The 18,193-nt window shown below is 45.0% G+C and carries 15 protein-coding genes; 8 read left to right on the top strand and 7 right to left on the bottom strand.

Annotation, left to right across the window (positions count from 1 at the left end):
- Window positions 1–2 precede the first annotated feature (2 nt).
- Genes FHW36_RS21560 through FHW36_RS21550 form a run of 3 tightly spaced genes read left to right on the top strand, consistent with a single transcriptional unit; the run spans window position 3 to window position 6,295 of the window.
- Window positions 3–1,376, top strand: coding sequence for a hypothetical protein (locus tag FHW36_RS21560; protein ID WP_145671844.1), 1,374 nt, complete (start codon window positions 3–5; stop codon window positions 1,374–1,376).
- Between the two features lie 39 nt (window positions 1,377–1,415).
- A complete protein-coding gene (locus FHW36_RS21555) occupies window positions 1,416–5,774 on the top strand; it encodes a DUF6531 domain-containing protein (protein ID WP_145671843.1) in 4,359 nt (1,452 codons plus the stop codon).
- Window positions 5,775–5,776: 2 nt separating this feature from the next.
- Entirely contained in the window at window positions 5,777–6,295 is a 519-nt protein-coding gene (locus FHW36_RS21550; RefSeq protein WP_145671841.1) for a hypothetical protein, read from the top strand.
- A gap of 366 nt (window positions 6,296–6,661) precedes the next feature.
- On the opposite strand, the gene FHW36_RS21545 is transcribed toward FHW36_RS21550, so the two are convergent.
- On the bottom strand, window positions 6,662–7,549 hold the full coding sequence (locus FHW36_RS21545; protein WP_145671838.1) for a 3-hydroxyacyl-CoA dehydrogenase family protein: 888 nt from the start codon (window positions 7,547–7,549) through the stop codon (window positions 6,662–6,664).
- Between the two features lie 60 nt (window positions 7,550–7,609).
- Complete coding sequence (locus FHW36_RS21540) at window positions 7,610–8,275, bottom strand: carboxypeptidase-like regulatory domain-containing protein (protein ID WP_145671833.1); 666 nt, start codon at window positions 8,273–8,275, stop codon at window positions 7,610–7,612.
- Between the two features lie 129 nt (window positions 8,276–8,404).
- On the opposite strand from FHW36_RS21540, the gene FHW36_RS21535 reads away from it, so the two are divergent.
- Together FHW36_RS21535 and pyrF are read left to right on the top strand one after the other, a co-directional pair.
- Window positions 8,405–9,502, top strand: a complete 1,098-nt coding sequence (locus tag FHW36_RS21535; protein WP_145671831.1) for an Mrp/NBP35 family ATP-binding protein — start codon at window positions 8,405–8,407, stop codon at window positions 9,500–9,502.
- 331 nt (window positions 9,503–9,833) lie between these two features.
- Window positions 9,834–10,658 carry an orotidine-5'-phosphate decarboxylase gene (gene pyrF, locus FHW36_RS21530; protein ID WP_145671827.1) on the top strand — a complete coding sequence of 275 codons (825 nt, stop codon included), beginning with the start codon at window positions 9,834–9,836 and terminating at the stop codon, window positions 10,656–10,658.
- A gap of 61 nt (window positions 10,659–10,719) precedes the next feature.
- Here pyrF and FHW36_RS21525 read toward each other — a convergent pair whose 3' ends face one another.
- Window positions 10,720–11,157: a YciI family protein gene (locus tag FHW36_RS21525; RefSeq protein WP_145671821.1), complete on the bottom strand. Its 438-nt coding sequence runs from the start codon at window positions 11,155–11,157 to the stop codon at window positions 10,720–10,722.
- Window positions 11,158–11,238: 81 nt separating this feature from the next.
- On the opposite strand from FHW36_RS21525, the gene FHW36_RS21520 reads away from it, so the two are divergent.
- Window positions 11,239–12,417 (top strand): acyl-CoA dehydrogenase family protein, encoded by a 1,179-nt coding sequence (locus tag FHW36_RS21520; RefSeq protein ID WP_145671814.1) that lies wholly within the window; start codon window positions 11,239–11,241, stop codon window positions 12,415–12,417.
- A 50-nt stretch (window positions 12,418–12,467) separates the two neighbouring features.
- Window positions 12,468–13,484 (top strand): FAD:protein FMN transferase, encoded by a 1,017-nt coding sequence (locus FHW36_RS21515; RefSeq protein WP_145671808.1) that lies wholly within the window; start codon window positions 12,468–12,470, stop codon window positions 13,482–13,484.
- A gap of 74 nt (window positions 13,485–13,558) precedes the next feature.
- On the opposite strand, the gene FHW36_RS21510 is transcribed toward FHW36_RS21515, so the two are convergent.
- The 4 genes from FHW36_RS21510 to FHW36_RS21495 all read right to left on the bottom strand — a co-directional run bounded on the left by FHW36_RS21510 (window position 13,559) and on the right by FHW36_RS21495 (window position 16,999).
- Complete coding sequence (locus tag FHW36_RS21510) at window positions 13,559–14,179, bottom strand: outer membrane beta-barrel protein (protein WP_145671802.1); 621 nt, start codon at window positions 14,177–14,179, stop codon at window positions 13,559–13,561.
- A gap of 32 nt (window positions 14,180–14,211) precedes the next feature.
- Window positions 14,212–14,850, bottom strand: coding sequence for a DUF4136 domain-containing protein (locus tag FHW36_RS21505; protein ID WP_145671796.1), 639 nt, complete (start codon window positions 14,848–14,850; stop codon window positions 14,212–14,214).
- A 208-nt stretch (window positions 14,851–15,058) separates the two neighbouring features.
- Window positions 15,059–15,676, bottom strand: a complete 618-nt coding sequence (locus tag FHW36_RS21500; RefSeq protein WP_145671791.1) for an HAD family hydrolase — start codon at window positions 15,674–15,676, stop codon at window positions 15,059–15,061.
- A gap of 30 nt (window positions 15,677–15,706) precedes the next feature.
- Window positions 15,707–16,999, bottom strand: coding sequence for a DUF2130 domain-containing protein (locus tag FHW36_RS21495; protein ID WP_145671785.1), 1,293 nt, complete (start codon window positions 16,997–16,999; stop codon window positions 15,707–15,709).
- 260 nt (window positions 17,000–17,259) lie between these two features.
- Here FHW36_RS21495 and FHW36_RS21490 point away from each other — a divergent pair, with 260 nt between their 5' ends.
- Window positions 17,260–17,955, top strand: coding sequence for a type II toxin-antitoxin system HipA family toxin (locus FHW36_RS21490; protein ID WP_145671780.1), 696 nt, complete (start codon window positions 17,260–17,262; stop codon window positions 17,953–17,955).
- The last annotated feature ends 238 nt before the right edge of the window (window positions 17,956–18,193 follow it).

The raw sequence follows: 18,193 nt of genomic DNA, 5'->3' as shown, positions 1-18,193 counted from the left end.
ATATGACAACCTCACCATCTATTGGGCAGGAGTTCTATAAAGTAAGGGAAACATGGGCTGCTGCTGATCAGAATAAACAATGGAAACTGGCACTGTGGCTAGTACAGTATGCAGATGTGGATATTATTGATAAATTCCTGGAAACAGAACGTACTGCCATTGGTATTTTTAAAGAGATATTTTTTCGTTTTGATACCCCTTACAGCGAGGATCATGAAGCATATGAACAAGCACTGTGGCAGGAATACCTGGATTGGTTTAAACCCATACCGCGAGAGGAATACGATATTTATGGTGCACTGAAAAAAGATCGTTTGTTAAAAGAAGATTATCAGCCGGATGGTAGTCTCCCTCCCTGCGTACAAAGTATCTGGACAGAACTATTACGTTTTAAATCGCTTATCATTGGTTTGGAAGACGTAGGCTGTTGCATTTATTTTCCACCATTAAGGCCTGATCAGGCACATGGTGGCGAATGGTTAGCCTCCGTACTGAAAAAAGGGTTACCGGATGGTATCCGCCTGGTGACGATTGACGTGATTACCAATCCTGTTATTGCCATCCCCCGAAAAATACCAGCGGAACAGGTACTCATTTTACAGCCCTCACTGAATATGGTGGGCGCCGTGAAAAATGAGATGGACAAAGCGGGCGGCAATTCTGATAATGTCAGTGTTGATGCGCGTTTTCGTGCACAGATCCGTAAGGTGCTGGACTGCACCACCCAGGCAGATGCCGGCGTGATGGATTATGAAGTAACGATCTTGCTTTCTCTCTGTAAAAAAATGGGTGGGGTCAGTTATATGGTATCTGGCTATATGATTGCGGCGCAGGCTTACTTTATGATCCGGGAACAAAATAAGAGTAGCAGCTATGCTGATAAAGCGATCACACAATCCAGGCAACTTATGGATGCGGAGGATCCCGCCGGCTATCCTACCTGGAAATCTTGTGTGATGATCAAAGCAGCGATCCTCGTAGGCAAAAGGAAGCGTAAACAAGCCATCGCATTATATGAAGCACTGGCCTATGAAGGCGCCAACAGAGGTGATGCGTTTATGATCCTGGAAGGCAACCGGCTTTGCGGGCATCTGTATTATGAACTGGGGCAGCTGAATCTGGCTTTTGAACATCTGCTGTTGGCGCTCACCGGCGGTAGCTACCTGGAACTGGAAGTAAGACGACAATCTACTTTTCTGCATGCTGCCGCGATGTCTGTACAGCTCTGCGAGAAAGTAAGAGGACAGGAAGACGGGAAAATATTGCAAGATCAATTACACGAATTACTGGGAGACGACTGGGCGGCACTGTTGCAGGCAGAAGGCCTGGACAACGCTATGGTAAGGCGTAAAGCCACATTGTTTGAATTTAACTAACATACTGATCTCTTAACGGAGATTAAAATAAACCATATCATGGCTGGAGAAAATAAAGGCTTTGGTGCTTTATTCGCAGAAAAGAAAAATTCGCTGGATCATATTCAGAAAGGGATGGCGAGCGTATTGCCTTCCTTTCCGGGAATGCCTGCGGCCAAATACTTCGACCTGGGTATCGGTATAGATTTTCATGACTCCGTTTTTCCTCCTTCACCGTTGCTGCCGGTTCCTCATATAGGGATGATTTTTGATATTATGGGCGCTATTATGGGCGCAATTGCCAGTGTGGTACCACGGCCACCAGAGCCGCCGGAACCTGAAGATGGAAAAGAGCCGCCGCCGCAACCCTTTTCCCTGGCAGCTACTGCGCAGATGTTGATACATGCGTTAAGTCCTTCTGTAAAAGTGCATAACCAATGGATCGCTAATGCGGGCACGACCATTTTTCATTTGCCTGCGTTCATTGCGCATCTGCCGTTTCCTATTATAAAGCCCAAGGCAGCTTCTGAAATGTGGATGGGCAGCTCCACCGTATTGGCTGATGGAGGCCCTTTCTCTACACAGTTTCATCCGGCCCTGTCATGTAATCTAGTGGGATTGCCATCACCTCCCCGGTTGAATAAAAAGAGCACGGCAATGGCACTGATGGCGCCTACTTCTGTATTACTGATCATGACGTCTGCCGGCAAACCGGTGCTGGTGGGTGGTCCTCCTACGATAGATCTGTTTCAGCTGATGTTTAAGCTAGGCCTGAAAGGGTTGTCGAAGGCCGCAGGCGCGGTATTGCAGAAAGTGATTGATAAAATAAAAAGCCGCTTTCCCAAGCTGGCAGAGATCCTGCAGCATATCAAGTGTAAAGGTTTTGGTGAGCCGGTGGATGCAGTGACCGGAAGAGTATTTTCTTCCAATGTGGATTTCGAATTGCCTGGCCCGATTCCGTTGGTATGGGAACGTACTTACTACAGTGATGCGGCTGTACCCGGGCCACTGGGTTATAATTGGCATCACCCCTATAACATGAGCTTATATGATCTGCACAACGGATATTTCAGCATTCGTTTATCGGATGGGCGGGAAACGGTTATGCCGGCATTGGCTAATGGTGGCGCGTATTATAACAGAATAGAACATCTGTGGTGGCAACGGGATAATAGTGGCTATTATTTGAAAGATGGAGGCGGACGCCTTTATCGTTTTGCTGTCATACCTGCGCCAGACGGGAGTTGTATGTTGTCTGAAATCAGTGATACCGCTGGTTTCCGTATCCGGTTCCTGTATAACGGTAACGGCCATTTGGAAAAAATCATTGATAGCAGCAACCGTTTACTTGTCATTACCAATGATGATAAAGGGCGCATCGAAAAGATTCATACCCGGAATGGCGCCAGTACTATTCCGTTGGTGCGTTACAGCTATGATGAAGATGGAAACCTGTGTAGCACTACTAATGCACTGGATGTCAGCAAGTATTTTTTCTATCAGCAGCATCTGTTGGTAAAACTGACCAACCAAAGTGGTGACAGCTTTTACTGGGAATATGAAGGTAAGGGAGATGATGCCCGTTGTATTCATACCTGGGGAGACGGTGGTGTGCTGGAGTATCATGCAAGATATGAAGACGGCAAAACCAGTGCTACCAATAGTCTTGGCCATACCACGGAATATTTTTATGATGAACGGCATCTCATTTATAAAATTATTGATGGCAATGGTGGTGTTACGTTGCAGGAGTATAATAGCTATGAGGAGTTGGAAGTGGTGGTGGATGCTGCGGGTAATACGACAAAAACTATTTATGATGATTATGGTTGTGCCATAAAGGAGATTAACGGTAATGGAGAGGCGATTAGCTATGCTTATGATGAAGAACAACGCCTCACGATGGTTCATAGTGCTGGTGGAAGAAGGATCAGGTGGAGGTATAATGAACAGGGCTTATTGGATAAAAAGACCTATGCCAATGGGAATAGCTTACGATATTATTACAACGGACCTTGTCTTACGCGGCTTGTTCATAGTAGCGGACGGACTTTCGAGATGACCTATGATGAGCAGTATAATCTGATCCATATGCAGATGCCTGGTGGGGCAAAGCAGTATTGGGAATATGATGAACTGGGCCAACTGACAAAAGAAACTACTGCAACAGGTTACTGGTATGCATATACGTATGATGCTGCCGGAAATATGATCCGCATGGAGGAAGCGGATAGCACCGTTAATATATTCGCTTATGATGCCGCCGACAATATTATATCCGCCAGAGATGGGCGTCGGGAAGTAGATTTTACTTATGGCCCGCTGGGGATTTTGACTGGAAGGAAGCAACATGGGGTGCAGGTACGTTTCAACTACGATACAGAACAGCAGTTACGCACCATCGTTAATGAAGGAGGAGAGTTATATCGGTTTGAACCCGATGCGAACGGTAACATCATCCAGGAATGGGGTTTTGATGGTATCCACAGAAAGTATGAGCGTGATGGTGCAGGACGTGTAAAAAAAGTATTACGCCCAGGGAATCGTTGGACGCAGTATGATTATGATGGCGTTGGTAACGTAGTGAGAGAAGAATATCATGATGGATATGTTGCAGCCTATGGTTATGATAAAGATGGGATGCTGACAGGCGCCTTCAATGAAGAAGGCGAAATTGCGATTCAGTATGACTCCGCAGGCCGCGTGATAAAGGAAATACAGGGAGCGCATACGGTTAGCCTGGAATATGATGAGAACGGTGAAAATTACCTGATAGGTAGTAGTCTCGGGGCGTCGGTTAAGATGCAATACAGCGCAGCAGGTTTTGTAGAAAAAATGCAGGCTGCCAATGGCGCTTCTGGTGACTGGGAAGCTCAATGGGAGCGTAATAACATGGGACTGGAGCTGGGAAGAATGCTTTCCGGCGGCGTTAATGTACAAACGCAGCGGGATAAAAAAGGCAGAATAATTAAGCAATCTATAGGCGTACATAAAGTAGAGCAGCGCCGCACCCGATATGAATGGGGACGTAGCAGCCAATTGCGCCGGATGATCAATGAGTTGAGTGGTACCCAAACGCAGTTTGATTATGACGAATTTGATAACCTGTCCAGTGCTACCTATACGGCAGATGGAAGTGCGGCTACCACCATTTACAGGGTACCTGATAAATTAGGTAATCTTTTCAACACCCCCACGCGGAAAGATCGTGTCTATGGTAAAGGGGGACGCTTACTGGAATGCCCGGATTATTATTATCACTATGATGAGGAAGGTAACCTGATATTTAAAGAATTTAAACGTAATACGCATGTTAATGCTGGGAATAAACAACGTTATACCAAGGCGCTGAAAATAGCTGCCAGAGGCAGTCACACAGGGTGGATATACGATTGGAAGGCAAATGGATTGTTGCATCAGGTCATTACGCCAGTCGGCAATGAAATTATATTCAGCTATGATCCGCTGGGCCGGCGCATTGCGAAAGTCAATAAGCGCAAAGAACAAGTGACCCGCTGGTTGTGGAATGGTAATGTGCCCTTGCATGAATGGCAGTACAGCGGTGATTATCCACCACATCTGAAAGCTGTGACAGATGGTGAATTACAGCAAGGAGAAGAACCTGTTGAAAATCTGATCACCTGGGTTTTTGAGGAAGATTCATTTATTCCCTGCGCCAAATTGCAGGATGATCAAACCTATAGTATTATTGCGGACCATCTTGGCACCCCTACACATGCGTATGATAGCTCAGGGAATAAAGTATGGGAACGTGAATTGGATTGTTATGGAAAGGTAAGACATCTACATGGAGATAAAGCATTTTGTAATTATCTTTATCAGGGGCAATATGCAGATGGGGAAACAGGGTTATGTTACAACCGGTTCCGGTATTATGATGCAGAGACAGGGGGATATTTAAGCCAGGATCCGATTGGGTTGAATGGAGGCATGCGGCTTTATGGATATGTGGATGATCCAAATAGCTTGGTAGATGTATGGGGACTTGCTGGTCAGAGATGGGCGAGCAAAACCAAAAAAGACGGTACCCCTTATTCAAAACCAGGTCCAAAAACAGATCCAAATGGCCCTCACAACACTACTATTCGGGAATGGGGTGATGAAGTAGAAAGGAATGGCGGTAGAGTGTTGAATGGAGGAGGAAGAGAAGGGGAAAGATTCTTCCCGACACCAAATGGTAGAAGGGAGGGTAGAAGGCCAGATATTATTTGGAGAGATGCTGATGGAAAAGTACATTGGGGAAATGTCGGAAAATCTGGTGTGAAAGGTAAAGCCATTCCGAGAGAAATTGAGGCTATGCAAGATCTTAACGCTATAAGACACCAAAATGGAGTAAGAGATAGAGTTGAATTCAGATCCTATAATCACCCTGAGCAGAACACTAAAAAACATCACTAGAAATGCAGATAAATGTTGTAATGACAAGAGAGTCGTTGAAGACATCAATAAATCAATTTTTGGAGGAAAATCATCTCATTTTCTTTTATGAAGATGCAACAAGAAAACTTCAAATATCTACTCATATTGTTGATGACATGTTTAATACCCGCGATTTTATGATCTATATTGGGAATGAACAGGTATATAACGACAGGATTTTGAGTTTGGATAGAAGGCCTACATCAACAGATAAAATTGATTTTATCTATCTATACGCTGAGTTGTATCCAAATGAAATTAAGATCACGGATACTGTTTTTTCCTGGAACACGAAAAGCGCCTCTGCCGGAAAAAATGGTAAACTGTTGAAGGCTTTTTTTGATAAGAAATTTCATAAAGGCATGCAATCAGCGGATGAAAGATATTCATCACTGAATAAGTCATTACTACAATATTATTGGTCTGACGATATTGCCAGGTTTAATGACAAGATATTTAATACTGGAGGAGTAGTAAAGATTACTCCGATGTCAAAGTAAGTAGCTACAGTATTGACAAAATAATTATCTGTAGATGGAAAAATATAAAGTGGACTATAGTGAAACGGCAGATTTTAGGGGAATAAGAATATAAATCAGATGGAGATAACATGGGGAAGTGTTCCTTCTTTGTCAGGATTAAAAAGCCTTCCGGCGTTGAAAGAATTGTGGAACATTTTGGTTTTTTGCTACAGCAGACAACGATTTAAGTCCCCTGTTGTATCTACCCAAAATAGAAAAATTGTCGTTTTACCCGAATAAAAAGAAATATTCCCACACTATGGAAGAACTGAATAATATACTGGAGCAAAAATAATATACATACAACGGGAATGACGATGCTCCCCGTTGTATGAGTCTGAAATGCTACGCAAATCGCTCACTTACCACCAGGTCTTTACTGCCGGCTGTGTATTTATAAAATCCTTCCCCGCTTTTTACGCCGAGATAGCCTGCGGTCACCATATTCACCAGCAGTGGACAAGGAGCATATTTAGGATTACCAAAACCATCGTGCAGTACCTGCAAAATCGAGAGGCAAACATCGAGTCCTATGAAATCGGCCAGCTGTAAAGGGCCCATGGGATGTGCCATTCCCAGTTTCATTACCGTATCAATTTCTGCAACACCCGCTACTCCTTCAAAGAGGGAGCAGATCGCCTCGTTGATCATAGGCATGAGAATGCGGTTGGCAATAAAGCCGGGGTAATCGTTTACCACGCAGGGCACTTTATCCAGTTTTTCGGATAAGGCTACAATCGCATTGGTAACAGCTTTATCGGTAGCATATCCGTTGATGATCTCTACCAGTTTCATTACCGGCACCGGATTCATAAAGTGCATGCCTATTACCTTGGCAGGACGTTTGGTGACTGCGGCAATTTTGGTGATGGAGATAGAAGACGTGTTGGTGGCCAGGATTGCATCGGCGGGCGCGTGCTGATCGAGGTCCTGGAATATTTTCAGCTTCAGCGCAATGTTTTCCGTTGCTGCCTCTACTACCAGCGATACGTCTTTTACGCCGGCGGCGAGATCGGTGTGCAGGGTAATGTGGCTGATAGTCTGGTCTTTGATCTCAGGGGGGATGGTGCCCTTGGCAACTTGCCTGTCGAGGTTTTTGGTGATCGTTTGCAGGGCTTTTTCGAGTGCTGGGGCCGCAACGTCTATCAGGTTTACGGCGTAGCCGTGTTGAGCAAATACGTGGGCAATACCATTTCCCATGGTACCCGCGCCAATGACCGCAATTTTTTGCATGGTGTAGTGATTTGTCAGAAATGAATAAGCCACTAATTTAATGAAAATTGGGGTTACGTATCAATCTCCGTAACTCTCATCTTTTCTTTTAAAGTCGCCACGTTTCCAGGCCTGTATAAACTGGGCCCAGGCAAGCGGGTTAAAGATATTTTGTGGAGGGGGCTGACCGGCATAGTAGAGATTCTGTGCCTGTTTGTTGAAATACTGGTTCACGCCTTCCCTGCCATCGACTGGCAGGAAACGGGCCATGGCCCTTAACCGGGCATTGCTGGTATTTTTTCGGGCTACTTCGTAGGCATCATCGGGGATGTCCATATTGGCGAAGGCCCGTTCAAATTCTTCCCTGGAAAGATAAGGTTTGATGATGGTTACCGGCAGATAAGTGGTATCTTCTACCATTAGTTGTATCAGGGAGAAGCTATTGCCTTTGATGTTGGGTGGTACCCGGTAATTTTTATGTTTAAAGCCTACGGCGCTGAAAGAGAGGGTATCTCCTTTAAATACCACAATGGAGAAAATACCGCTCCTATTGGAAATGGTACCTCTGCCCTGACCTCTTACCATAATACTTACAGCGGGAATGGCCCGTAAGCTGTCGGCAGTCATGGTAATACCTGAAATCTGTATAACGCTGTCTCTGAATTCCGCGATCTGCGCTTTCAGCAGGAAAGGAGACAATAGGAAAACAACTAAAAGTGACAGTATGTAGGATCTTTTCTGATGCATGCCGGTCCTAAGATATAAAAATTTATTTACGTGTCTATATGCAGTTGATCAGCTGCACCAGATTGAAATTGTAAATTAAAACCCAATTGGGTTAACTTTGTATCCTGGATTCAAAATTAACAACAATTTATGATCACTAAAGAGCAGGTTTTAAAGGCCCTGAGCAACGTAGAAGAGCCGGATCTGGGGAAAGATCTGGTTACGCTGAACATGGTAAAAGATATAGAGATTGACGGTAATAAAGTGAAATTTACCGTGGTGCTGACTACCCCGGCGTGTCCGTTGAAAGATATGATCCGGAATGCCTGCGTGAATGCGATTCATATGCTGGTAAGTAAGGAGGCGCAGGTAGAAGTTGTCATGACCGCCAATGTAAACACCAAAAGAGCTGGGGGGCAGGGTATCCTGTCTAAGGTGAAAAATATTATCGTGGTGGCTTCTGGTAAAGGGGGCGTGGGTAAATCTACCGTAGCAGCCAACCTGGCCCTGGCTTTGGGCAGGGATGGCGCAAAAGTAGGGCTGATGGACGCCGATATTTACGGACCATCCGTGCCTATTATGTTTGGTTTGCGTGGAGAGCGCCCAATGATGGTGAATGTGGATGGTAAGGGCATGATTCAGCCGATAGAAAAATACGGCATCAAAGTAATGTCTATTGGGTTGCTGATCGATGAAAGGCAAGCCGTTGTATGGCGTGGCCCTATGGCCAGCAGTGCATTGAAGCAATTTATTACCGATGTATTCTGGGATGAACTGGATTACCTGATCATAGACATGCCTCCCGGAACAGGTGATATTCACCTGACCCTGGTGCAAACTGTGCCTGTGACCGGTGCCGTGATCGTTACCACGCCACAGGACGTGGCCCTGGCTGATGCGAAGAAAGGTATTGCCATGTTCCAGGGACAACAAATCAATGTGCCTATCATTGGTTTAGTGGAAAATATGGCCTATTTCACACCTGCCGAGCTGCCGGAAAACAAATATTATATTTTCGGTAAAGACGGTGGTAAACACCTGGCAGATGAAATGGAAATTCCATTCCTTGGCCAGATTCCGCTGGTACAAAGCATCCGCGAAGGTGGTGATGCCGGGGTGCCTGCTATGATGGGTGAAGAGAAAGCGACCCGCAAAGCATTCCTGGACGTTGCCGGCACCGCGGCCCGTAGTATTGCCATGCGCAATGCCAATGTAGCGCCTACCAAGATTGTGGATATTATAGTTTAGCTTAAAGCATAAAGCAAAAAGCAGAAAGCTATTATAGCGAATGACCCCTGCAGTTTTAAATATCGGCAAGATCATTTGTTATAATAGCTTTCTGCTTTTTGCCTGGGGCTTTCTGCTATTAAAAAATATTTTATCTTTCCGCTTGATGATCATAATCACAAAAAGAAATATCTTTAATTTATCTGCCTCAAAAAAAACCAACATTGTCGGTAAACCACAGCTACCACAGTGAATATTTAAAGTTGTTTTTCAATAATAGGTAATCATAATATGTTTAAAGCAGCGTCAATGCTTAAGTTTTACTTAACTTTGCGCCCCAAATTAACCGACTATGAATCGACAGGAATTGGTGAATCTGATTAAGGAAAAGCAATCCTACCTCTGTGTAGGATTGGATACAGACATACAAAAGATTCCAAAACACCTGCTTTCTCATGCAGATCCGGTGTTTGCCTTTAACAAGGCGATTATTGACGCCACAAAGGATCTTTGTGTGTCTTATAAGATCAATACCGCCTTTTATGAAAGTATGGGCATCCGTGGCTGGGAAAGTTTGCAACGCACAGTAGAATATATCCCTTCCGGTATATTTACCATCGCAGATGCCAAGCGTGGAGATATTGGTAATACTTCCACTCAGTATGCCAAAACATTTTTTGAAACTTACAAGTTCGATGCGGTGACTGTAGCGCCTTATATGGGAAGAGACAGTGTAGAACCGTTTTTACAGTTTTCTGAAAAATGGGCGATTGTACTGGGATTAACTTCCAATGAAGGCAGCCAGGACTTCCAGCTGCAACCCGTTGGCGACGGATTTTTATTTGAGAAAGTACTGAAAACCTGCATGGAATGGGGTACTCCTGATAACATGATGTTTGTGGTAGGTGCTACGCAGTCTTCTTCCCAGCTGGGATATATCCGTAAACTGGCGCCAGATAACTTTTTCCTGGTACCAGGCGTGGGAGCACAGGGCGGTAGCCTGGAAGAAATTTCCCTGCAAGCCATGAATAAAGACTGTGGCCTGCTGGTGAATGCCAGTCGCGCTATCATTTATGCCGGTAACGGAGAAGATTTCGCTGACGATGCGAGGAAAGTAGCCCGGCAATACCAACTAGAAATGGCTAGCTATCTGAACAAAATGGTAGCTGCGGCATAAATTTTTTTAAAGGAAATTGGTATTTGGTTGTTGTGTATAACGGTGACTGAATACCAATTTTTTATTTAAAAACACAGTTCTTAGCAGTCCACCACGGTCTTATACTAAAACTCAGCTGTCCTGCTTTTACCGCTGGGTCCTGGCTGACCAGGGAAACGACTTCTGCACTGTCTTTGCAATCCATGATAAAAATGCCCCTTAAAGCGCCATCATCACCGAAAGGGCCTGCCACCAATAACTTCCCGGCATTGGCCAGCTGCCGGATATTTTGGAGATGCCCTTCCTGCAGCTGTGCTGCCAGCGCAGTATCATTGGTCCGGTGAGCGCCCCTTTCCAGGAAAACCATCCAGTAACGTTTTAGATCATAGCTGGCGTCAGGATTTACTTTTGGAGGAAATATTTTCAGCGCCGCTGATTGTAATGGCCTGGGGTGAAATGATAACATCACGATGACTAAAAATCCCAATAGCAACAGCGCAGGTAGAACTTTGCTTGCCATAACTCCCGATTTTGAAGGAAAGGTACGAAATTCCCGCTTTCCACTTATTTTCTTACATTGAGTATCCTAAACCTGTAGTTCATGCAACAAGATTTGTTTCAGTCACCGGATTATTTTGGCGTAGATGAGTTGTTGAAGGAAGAGCATTTGTTAGCCCGCGATGCGGTAAGGCAATGGGTGAAAAAAGAAGTATCTCCGATTATCGAAGATTATTGTCAGCGCGCCACTTTTCCCACGCAGATATTAAAAGGATTGGGGGAACTGGGTTGTTTTGGTCCCACTATTCCGGCGGAATATGGCGGCGGTGGAATGGATTATATTTCCTACGGTTTAATGATGCAGGAATTGGAGCGTGGTGATAGTGGGGTTCGTTCCACCGCGTCTGTACAGGGTTCGCTGGTGATGTTCCCTATTTTTACTTTTGGCAGTGAAGCGCAGAAGCGGAAATATCTTCCCAAATTGGCCACTGGCGAAATGATGGGCTGTTTCGGTTTAACAGAACCAGACCACGGTTCTAATCCGGCCGGTATGCTCACCAATTTCCGTGAAGATGGTGATCATGTAATATTGAATGGCGCTAAAATGTGGATTTCCAATGCGCCTTTTGCAGACATAGCAGTAGTTTGGGCCAAAGATGAAGCCGGCGTAATTCGTGGGCTGATCGTGGAAAGAGGCATGGAAGGATTTTCGACCCCAGAAACAAAAGGAAAGTGGAGTTTGCGCGCCAGCGCTACCGGTGAACTGGTGTTTGACCAGGTACGGGTACCAAAAGAAAATATTTTACCTGCCGCCAAAGGATTAAAAGGCCCTTTAACCTGCCTTTCCTCTGCCCGCTATGGTATTGCCTGGGGAGCGGTAGGCGCTGCTATGGATTGCTATGATACCGCACTGCGTTACGCAAAAGAGCGGGTACAGTTTGGCAGACCCATAGGTGGTTTTCAGCTAACCCAGAAAAAGCTGGCGGAGATGATAACGGAAATCACCAAAGCGCAATTGCTCAACTGGCGTTTAGGTATGTTAAAAAATGAGGGCAAAGCCACGGCTGCACAGATTTCCATGGCCAAACGAAATTCCTGTGAAATAGCTGCCAACATTGCCCGCAATGCCCGCACGATCCTGGGCGGCATGGGTATTACCGGCGAATTTTCCGTGATGCGCCACATGATGAACCTGGAAAGTGTAATGACTTACGAAGGCACCCACGAAATACATTTACTGATCACCGGTATGGATGTTACCGGTTTAGATGCATTTAAATAACAATCGATACAGAGAGCAGCGCTGGTAGCTGCTCTTTCTCTTTAAATATCATGACGAAATTATTTTTACTGGCAGGTGCCTTGTTATGCGCCACTGCCGTAAAGGCGCAGCAATCGCCCATGAAACTGATGGCCTGTGAAGGAAAGGCGCAGGGCACTTATTACATTGTGAAATATCTATCTGCCGACACCACTTCCCTGCAACCACGCATTGATTCCATTTTTCATGTTATTGATCAGTCGTTATCCCTGTACAAGCCGGGATCCGTTATTAACCAGTTTAATGAAACCGGCCGGGTGCAGATGGATGCGCATATGAAGGCGGTGATAGAAAAGGCTTTATCAACGAATAAAGCAACTAACGGCCTGTTTGACATTACCGTGAAGCCATTGGTATACCTGTGGGGATTTGGGGTCACTAAACCGGGCTTTAAGGGCGTTCCGCCAACAGACAGTATTAAAGCTGCGCGGACGTTGGTAGGTTCCCGTTATCTCCGGGTAAAAGGGAACGAGCTGTATACTATAAAGAAGGGCGTACAAATAGATTGTAATGGTATTGCACAGGGATATACCGTAGATGTAATCGGGCACTTCCTGGCATCGTTGGGTATTGAAAACTACCTGGTGGATGTAGGAGGGGAGTTATGCGCCCATGGACATAATCACCTGCATAAAGTGTGGAGTGTGGGAATAGAAAGACCATCGCCCGGCGATACCACCTACGAGCCTGTGCAGGGGCTGGTAAGACTGCCCGATAAAGGGATAGCTACCAGTGGCAATTACCGCCGTTTTTTTGACCTGGGACGTACACGCTTTGCGCATACTATTCATCCGCTTACAGGGATTGCTCTACACAATAACATCATCAGTGTAACGGTGATTGCGAAAGATTGCTTTACTGCCGATGCCTTCGATAACCCGTTAATATTAATGGGAGTAGATAAGGGGATGGCGTTTATTGACAGGCACCCGGAGTACGGACTGGAAGCTATTTATATTTATAAAGATAAAGACGGAACTATCAAAGAGACTTTCAGTAAAGGCTTTAAGCAGTACATGGAGTTCTAAAAAAATGTCCCATCCGCTGTAATAACGGATGGGACCCTCGCTCACATTTCTCACAGTATATTGGTAATCGGATGTTAGTTCAGGTGGAACTTCAATCCTATGTTGCCTTGTACGCTGTTGAAGTTGGTAATATCGTTGTACTTGTACGGTGCATAATTGTAGCGCACATTGGCGTTAAACATCAGTGGCGACGCCTTGCCAAACGGCACATTGATACCAATTTCAGGGCTTACCAAAAATTGCCAGCTATTATTCTTCTCCACAAACTCACCCCAGTACTTTTCATAATTCATACTGGCAGCACCCACGCCCACTGTTGCATATGGAATAACGGCAGATTCAGGTTTAGTAAAAGCATAACTTACCGTTGCCTGGATCGGAATTACCTGTAACGTGCGTGTTTGCACAGCCGATACATCACCTTGTTTGTCAGGATATACGGCGCGTGGCAGTTTCTCATAAAAATCCTGGTAACCGGAGCGTAAGCCTACGGACCACTGGTTATTCAACATATATTGTAACCCGGCGCTCCAGCCACGGAAGCTGGTTTTGTCGGAATAATCCTTTAACGAGCCAAGGGGTTGTGCAATGGAGTAATTGACATCCACTGATAAAGGTGGACGAACCTGCGCGGATACTGCCTGGGCAGTAAAACAGCCTGCAAAAACCAATATCCAGTTTATTATCTTTTTCATCTTCCTGTCAGTTTAAAAGTTCGTGATCAACATTATTTGTTTGTCAGGTACGGTGATTGGGCGAAAGAAGCCTGTACCATGGAATCGATATTATCGATGTTCCATACACCTGAACCGCGCCAAAGGGAATTCCACACGGCAACAAATTTGTCGTTTTTCGGATTTTTAAGATCGAAAGCATCGATGGCTACCTGTTTCTCATTTACGCGGTATACCGTGTAATAAGAGGGCCAGTACCAACCACCACCGGGGTAGCCCCAATAACCAGGGTCCCAGTAGCCCCATCCACCCCACCATCCTGGATTCCAGGAGATAGCGCTGTAGGAATTGTCGATGCGGGTAAGATTAATGCCAAGGTCTGGTTTCGCATTTTTACTCACCAGTGTGTAACCTTTTTGCTGCATCGCAGCAGTTACAGACGCAATCAGTTTTTTGTCGTAATCAGTCAGCGCTTTTTTAGCGCTGTCGCCAGCCAGTGTCAACACCGCCACCGAGTCTACTATGCTAAAAGTTGAATAGGCTTTGAAGTTGGCGGTACTATCGTGATTGGTAATATAGATCCGCGACTCCTCATTGGTCATGTCTTTCAAAGGATCTTTCCGACAACTGCTGAATGAAACCATCGCCACCACCACGGCAGCGGCACTGAATAAAAACAATGTTTTTTTCATGTCCGAGCGTATTAAATTTAAAAATAGATTCTACAAGGTTAACCTTCATGTATCCAAACAGGTTTGAATTCCTGACAATCATGTTTCCGTTGTATTCCTTTCTTGAACGGTTTAGATAGCTGATTGTTACAGGAAGTTTAGCTGTGGAGTGTTAATGAAATCTTAAAGTGAAAGAAGGGCTAACAAATTCAGTTATTAATAAAGTGCATTAAACGATAATAGATCTTTTTTCTAATTCATTTTTTAACTGATGTGAATTTTCAAATAAAATGCTGTCGATGCCAAACTCACGCGCAGCAATAACGTTGCGTATGTTATCATCGATAAACAATGCTTGCGCTGCAGGTACCTGGTAACGGTTGAGCAACAACTGATAGAATGCATGGTCGGGTTTGCGTATTTTTTCTTTGCCGGATACCACGATGCCATCAAACCAATGAAGCGAGGGATAGATGGCCCATGCAATGGGGAATGTTTCGTTAGACCAGTTGGTGAGCGCATACAATTTATATTGTCCGCTTTCTTTCAGCTGTTGTAATATATTTTTGGTGCCTTCTATTTCACCGCCGAGCATTTCCTCCCATCTGCCGTAGTAGGCGCGGATATTGGTTTCATGCTGTGGAAAGCTTTTTATCAACAGGTTGGTGCCTTCTTCAAGGCTTCTGCCTTCGTCTTGCACTTCATTCCAGTCGGATGTACAAACATCGCGCAGAAAGGCTTCCATTTCTTCTTCGGAAGAAAAAATTTTACGATAGAGATGACGCGGATTCCAGTCTATCAATACTGCGCCCAAGTCAAAGATAATGGTGCTGATAGTTTGACGCATAGATGGAGATATGGTTTTTAAAAATTAGAATCAGTCTAGTAATTCATCCGCTGCATCTTCCAGCAATTGCAGATCTACTGAATCGCTGCCGGCAATGCCTTCAATAGATCCCCTGATATGAGCGGCGTTGAGCAATACTTTTTCAAGTTGTTTTTCGCGGGCCTTCCAGAGTTTTTCCATGGCGTCGCGTTCCCGTTGAATAGATAGTTTCATGGCCATAAATCCTTCCCGGATTGCTTTCCATTGTTCGGCAAACTCGCCACCGGTAAGGTATTCATAGAGCATGTGCATTTTATCGCCTTTGTTTTCCTGGGAGCGGAGTTTGCTGGAAATTTTGATGATGCCATCGCGCAGCACGTGTGCGAGTGCCTTGGCTTCGGCGAAAGTACAGATCCATACGCCGTCTTTTTCACCAAAGCGTTCCATGTCTTTAGGCATGGTTTGGGTAACGAGAATGGCTACTTCCACACCCTGGCTGCGCATATCGGCTTTGAGTTTTTCTACCCAGTCGCGGGTAAACTCTTTAGTGCGTTTACTTTCGTAGATGATGCGGCCACATTCCTGGCCATATTGGTTTCGTACCAGCTGGATACAATCCGCGCCCCGCACGCCTTTGCCCACCGGCGTAATTTCATCGAAGGGGAAATGAGTGCGCAGCATTTCTTCTAATACCAGTTCCTGCGCTTCTCCTTGCAGTTGAGTAGAACCTTGTTCTGCTTTACGCTTCATTTCTTCTGCGAGTTTGCGCTGGTCGTCGAGTTGTTTTTCCAGCTCTTTTAAGCGCATATGGTATTCGGTATCTTTCAGCGCGTTGCGTTCTGCTTCTTCGCGGCGTATTTTATCAGCCAGTTCTGAGCGGGCTTCCAGCAGTTTCTTTTGCAGGTTTATTTCCAGTTCCTGTTCCCTGGCTTTTAGTTCCTGTTCCTTTCGCAGAAATTCGAGCTCGTGTTTCCTGGCTTCTTTTAGCTTTTCTTCCTGTTCCAGGTTGGCTTCTTTCAATACTGCCAGCTGGTTGTCGAGATCGGCGGTGATAGATTTGCGTAACTCGGCTTCCAGGTTTTCCTGTAGTCGTTTTTTCTCCGCCAGTACACGTTTGGTGACTTCTTCTTCCTGTTGTTGTTTGAGCAGGTCTATTTGACGGCGTTCCTGCGTCATCCGGTCTTTTTCCGACTGGAGCGTATCTTTTTCTTCCTGGAGGGCTTTCAGGCGTTTACGCCATTCACCTTCCATTTTACCACGCATTTCTTTTTCGATATCCGCTGCAAAGGCATCCTCCATGACAAATTGGTGCCGGCAACTGGGACAGGTAATTGATGTTCCCATAGTATTCAGTAAAAAAATTACGTAAAGATAGGGGATTGGCAGCCGGAATAAAAAAGGAAGGGATTTTCACCGCCTTCCTTATCATTCAACGTTAAGAAAAACAAACAATAGGTAAGAGGTTTTCCCGGATAGCAACCAGGGTAGGGATATGCATGTAAATTCAGCCATTATTGTTAGCCGCATATTAAGCGGAGGTTAGTTAATTGTTAAGGATGATATGTATAATTTGTATAATAAGTTTAGTTGATCGTTAGTTCGAGATGGGAATAGTAATGGCCAGGAGAACCGGCGGCAAATTTTACCGGTCCTTCCACCAGCAGGGAGCCGTCGGTGGATCTGATGCGGATTTTGAGTATTTAACCTATCAACTGGCGGTAGTTGCGGGAATACAAATGGCCCCATCCAGGCTTGAAAAAGTATATGGGCCATATAGTACTTTTTTTACAAAGAGGTTTGACAGGGAAGGGAAAGACCGCATTCATTTTGCTTCTGCCATGACGATGACAAACAGGTCGGAGGAAGGTAACAAAGAGGATGCTCCCAGTTACCTGGAGTTAGCAGAGTTTATCCATAACACCAGTTGCGCAATTAGAGAAGATTTGCATCAGTTATGGCGAAGGATCGTATTCAATATGACAGTATCCAATACCGATGATCATCTGCGCAATCATGGATTTATAATGACGGTTGGTGGTTGGAGATTGGCGCCTGCCTACGATTTAAATCCATCTATAGAAAAGTCCGGACTGTCTTTAAATGTTGATTTGGAATCCAATGCGCTGGACTATGATCTGGCATTCAGTGTTGGTGAGTATTTTGATCTCACCCATACGGAAATGAGTAAGATAGTACGGGATGTAAAAAAAGCTACACAACAATGGGAAAGCCTGGCAGAAACGCTAAAAATACCACGTCAGGAGAGGACGCTCATGTCGCCGGCTTTTCTGACTAACTAAGCAAGGCATTCCGTTTTTGCTTGTGTTTATATTAAAATTGCCATAAGGACAATCGATAAATCTTAAGTACGTTTTATCAGAGAACGGGTTAATAAGATTTAGCGTATAGATGGGATCAAGTAGAAAACTTGGGGGATTGTCCGAAAATTGTTTTTTTTGCAATCTAATTAGATAGGACACCGTGGATAAGAATTTAAATCTTCTCTTAGAAGCCCTTCTTCCCGAGGGGATTTTGTAT

This window comes from Chitinophaga polysaccharea (assembly GCF_007829335.1).
GTDB lineage: Bacteria > Bacteroidota > Bacteroidia > Chitinophagales > Chitinophagaceae > Chitinophaga > Chitinophaga polysaccharea_B.
The sequence above is the reverse complement of the archived record's forward strand: the minus strand, read 5'-3'. Positions and strand labels throughout refer to the sequence as shown.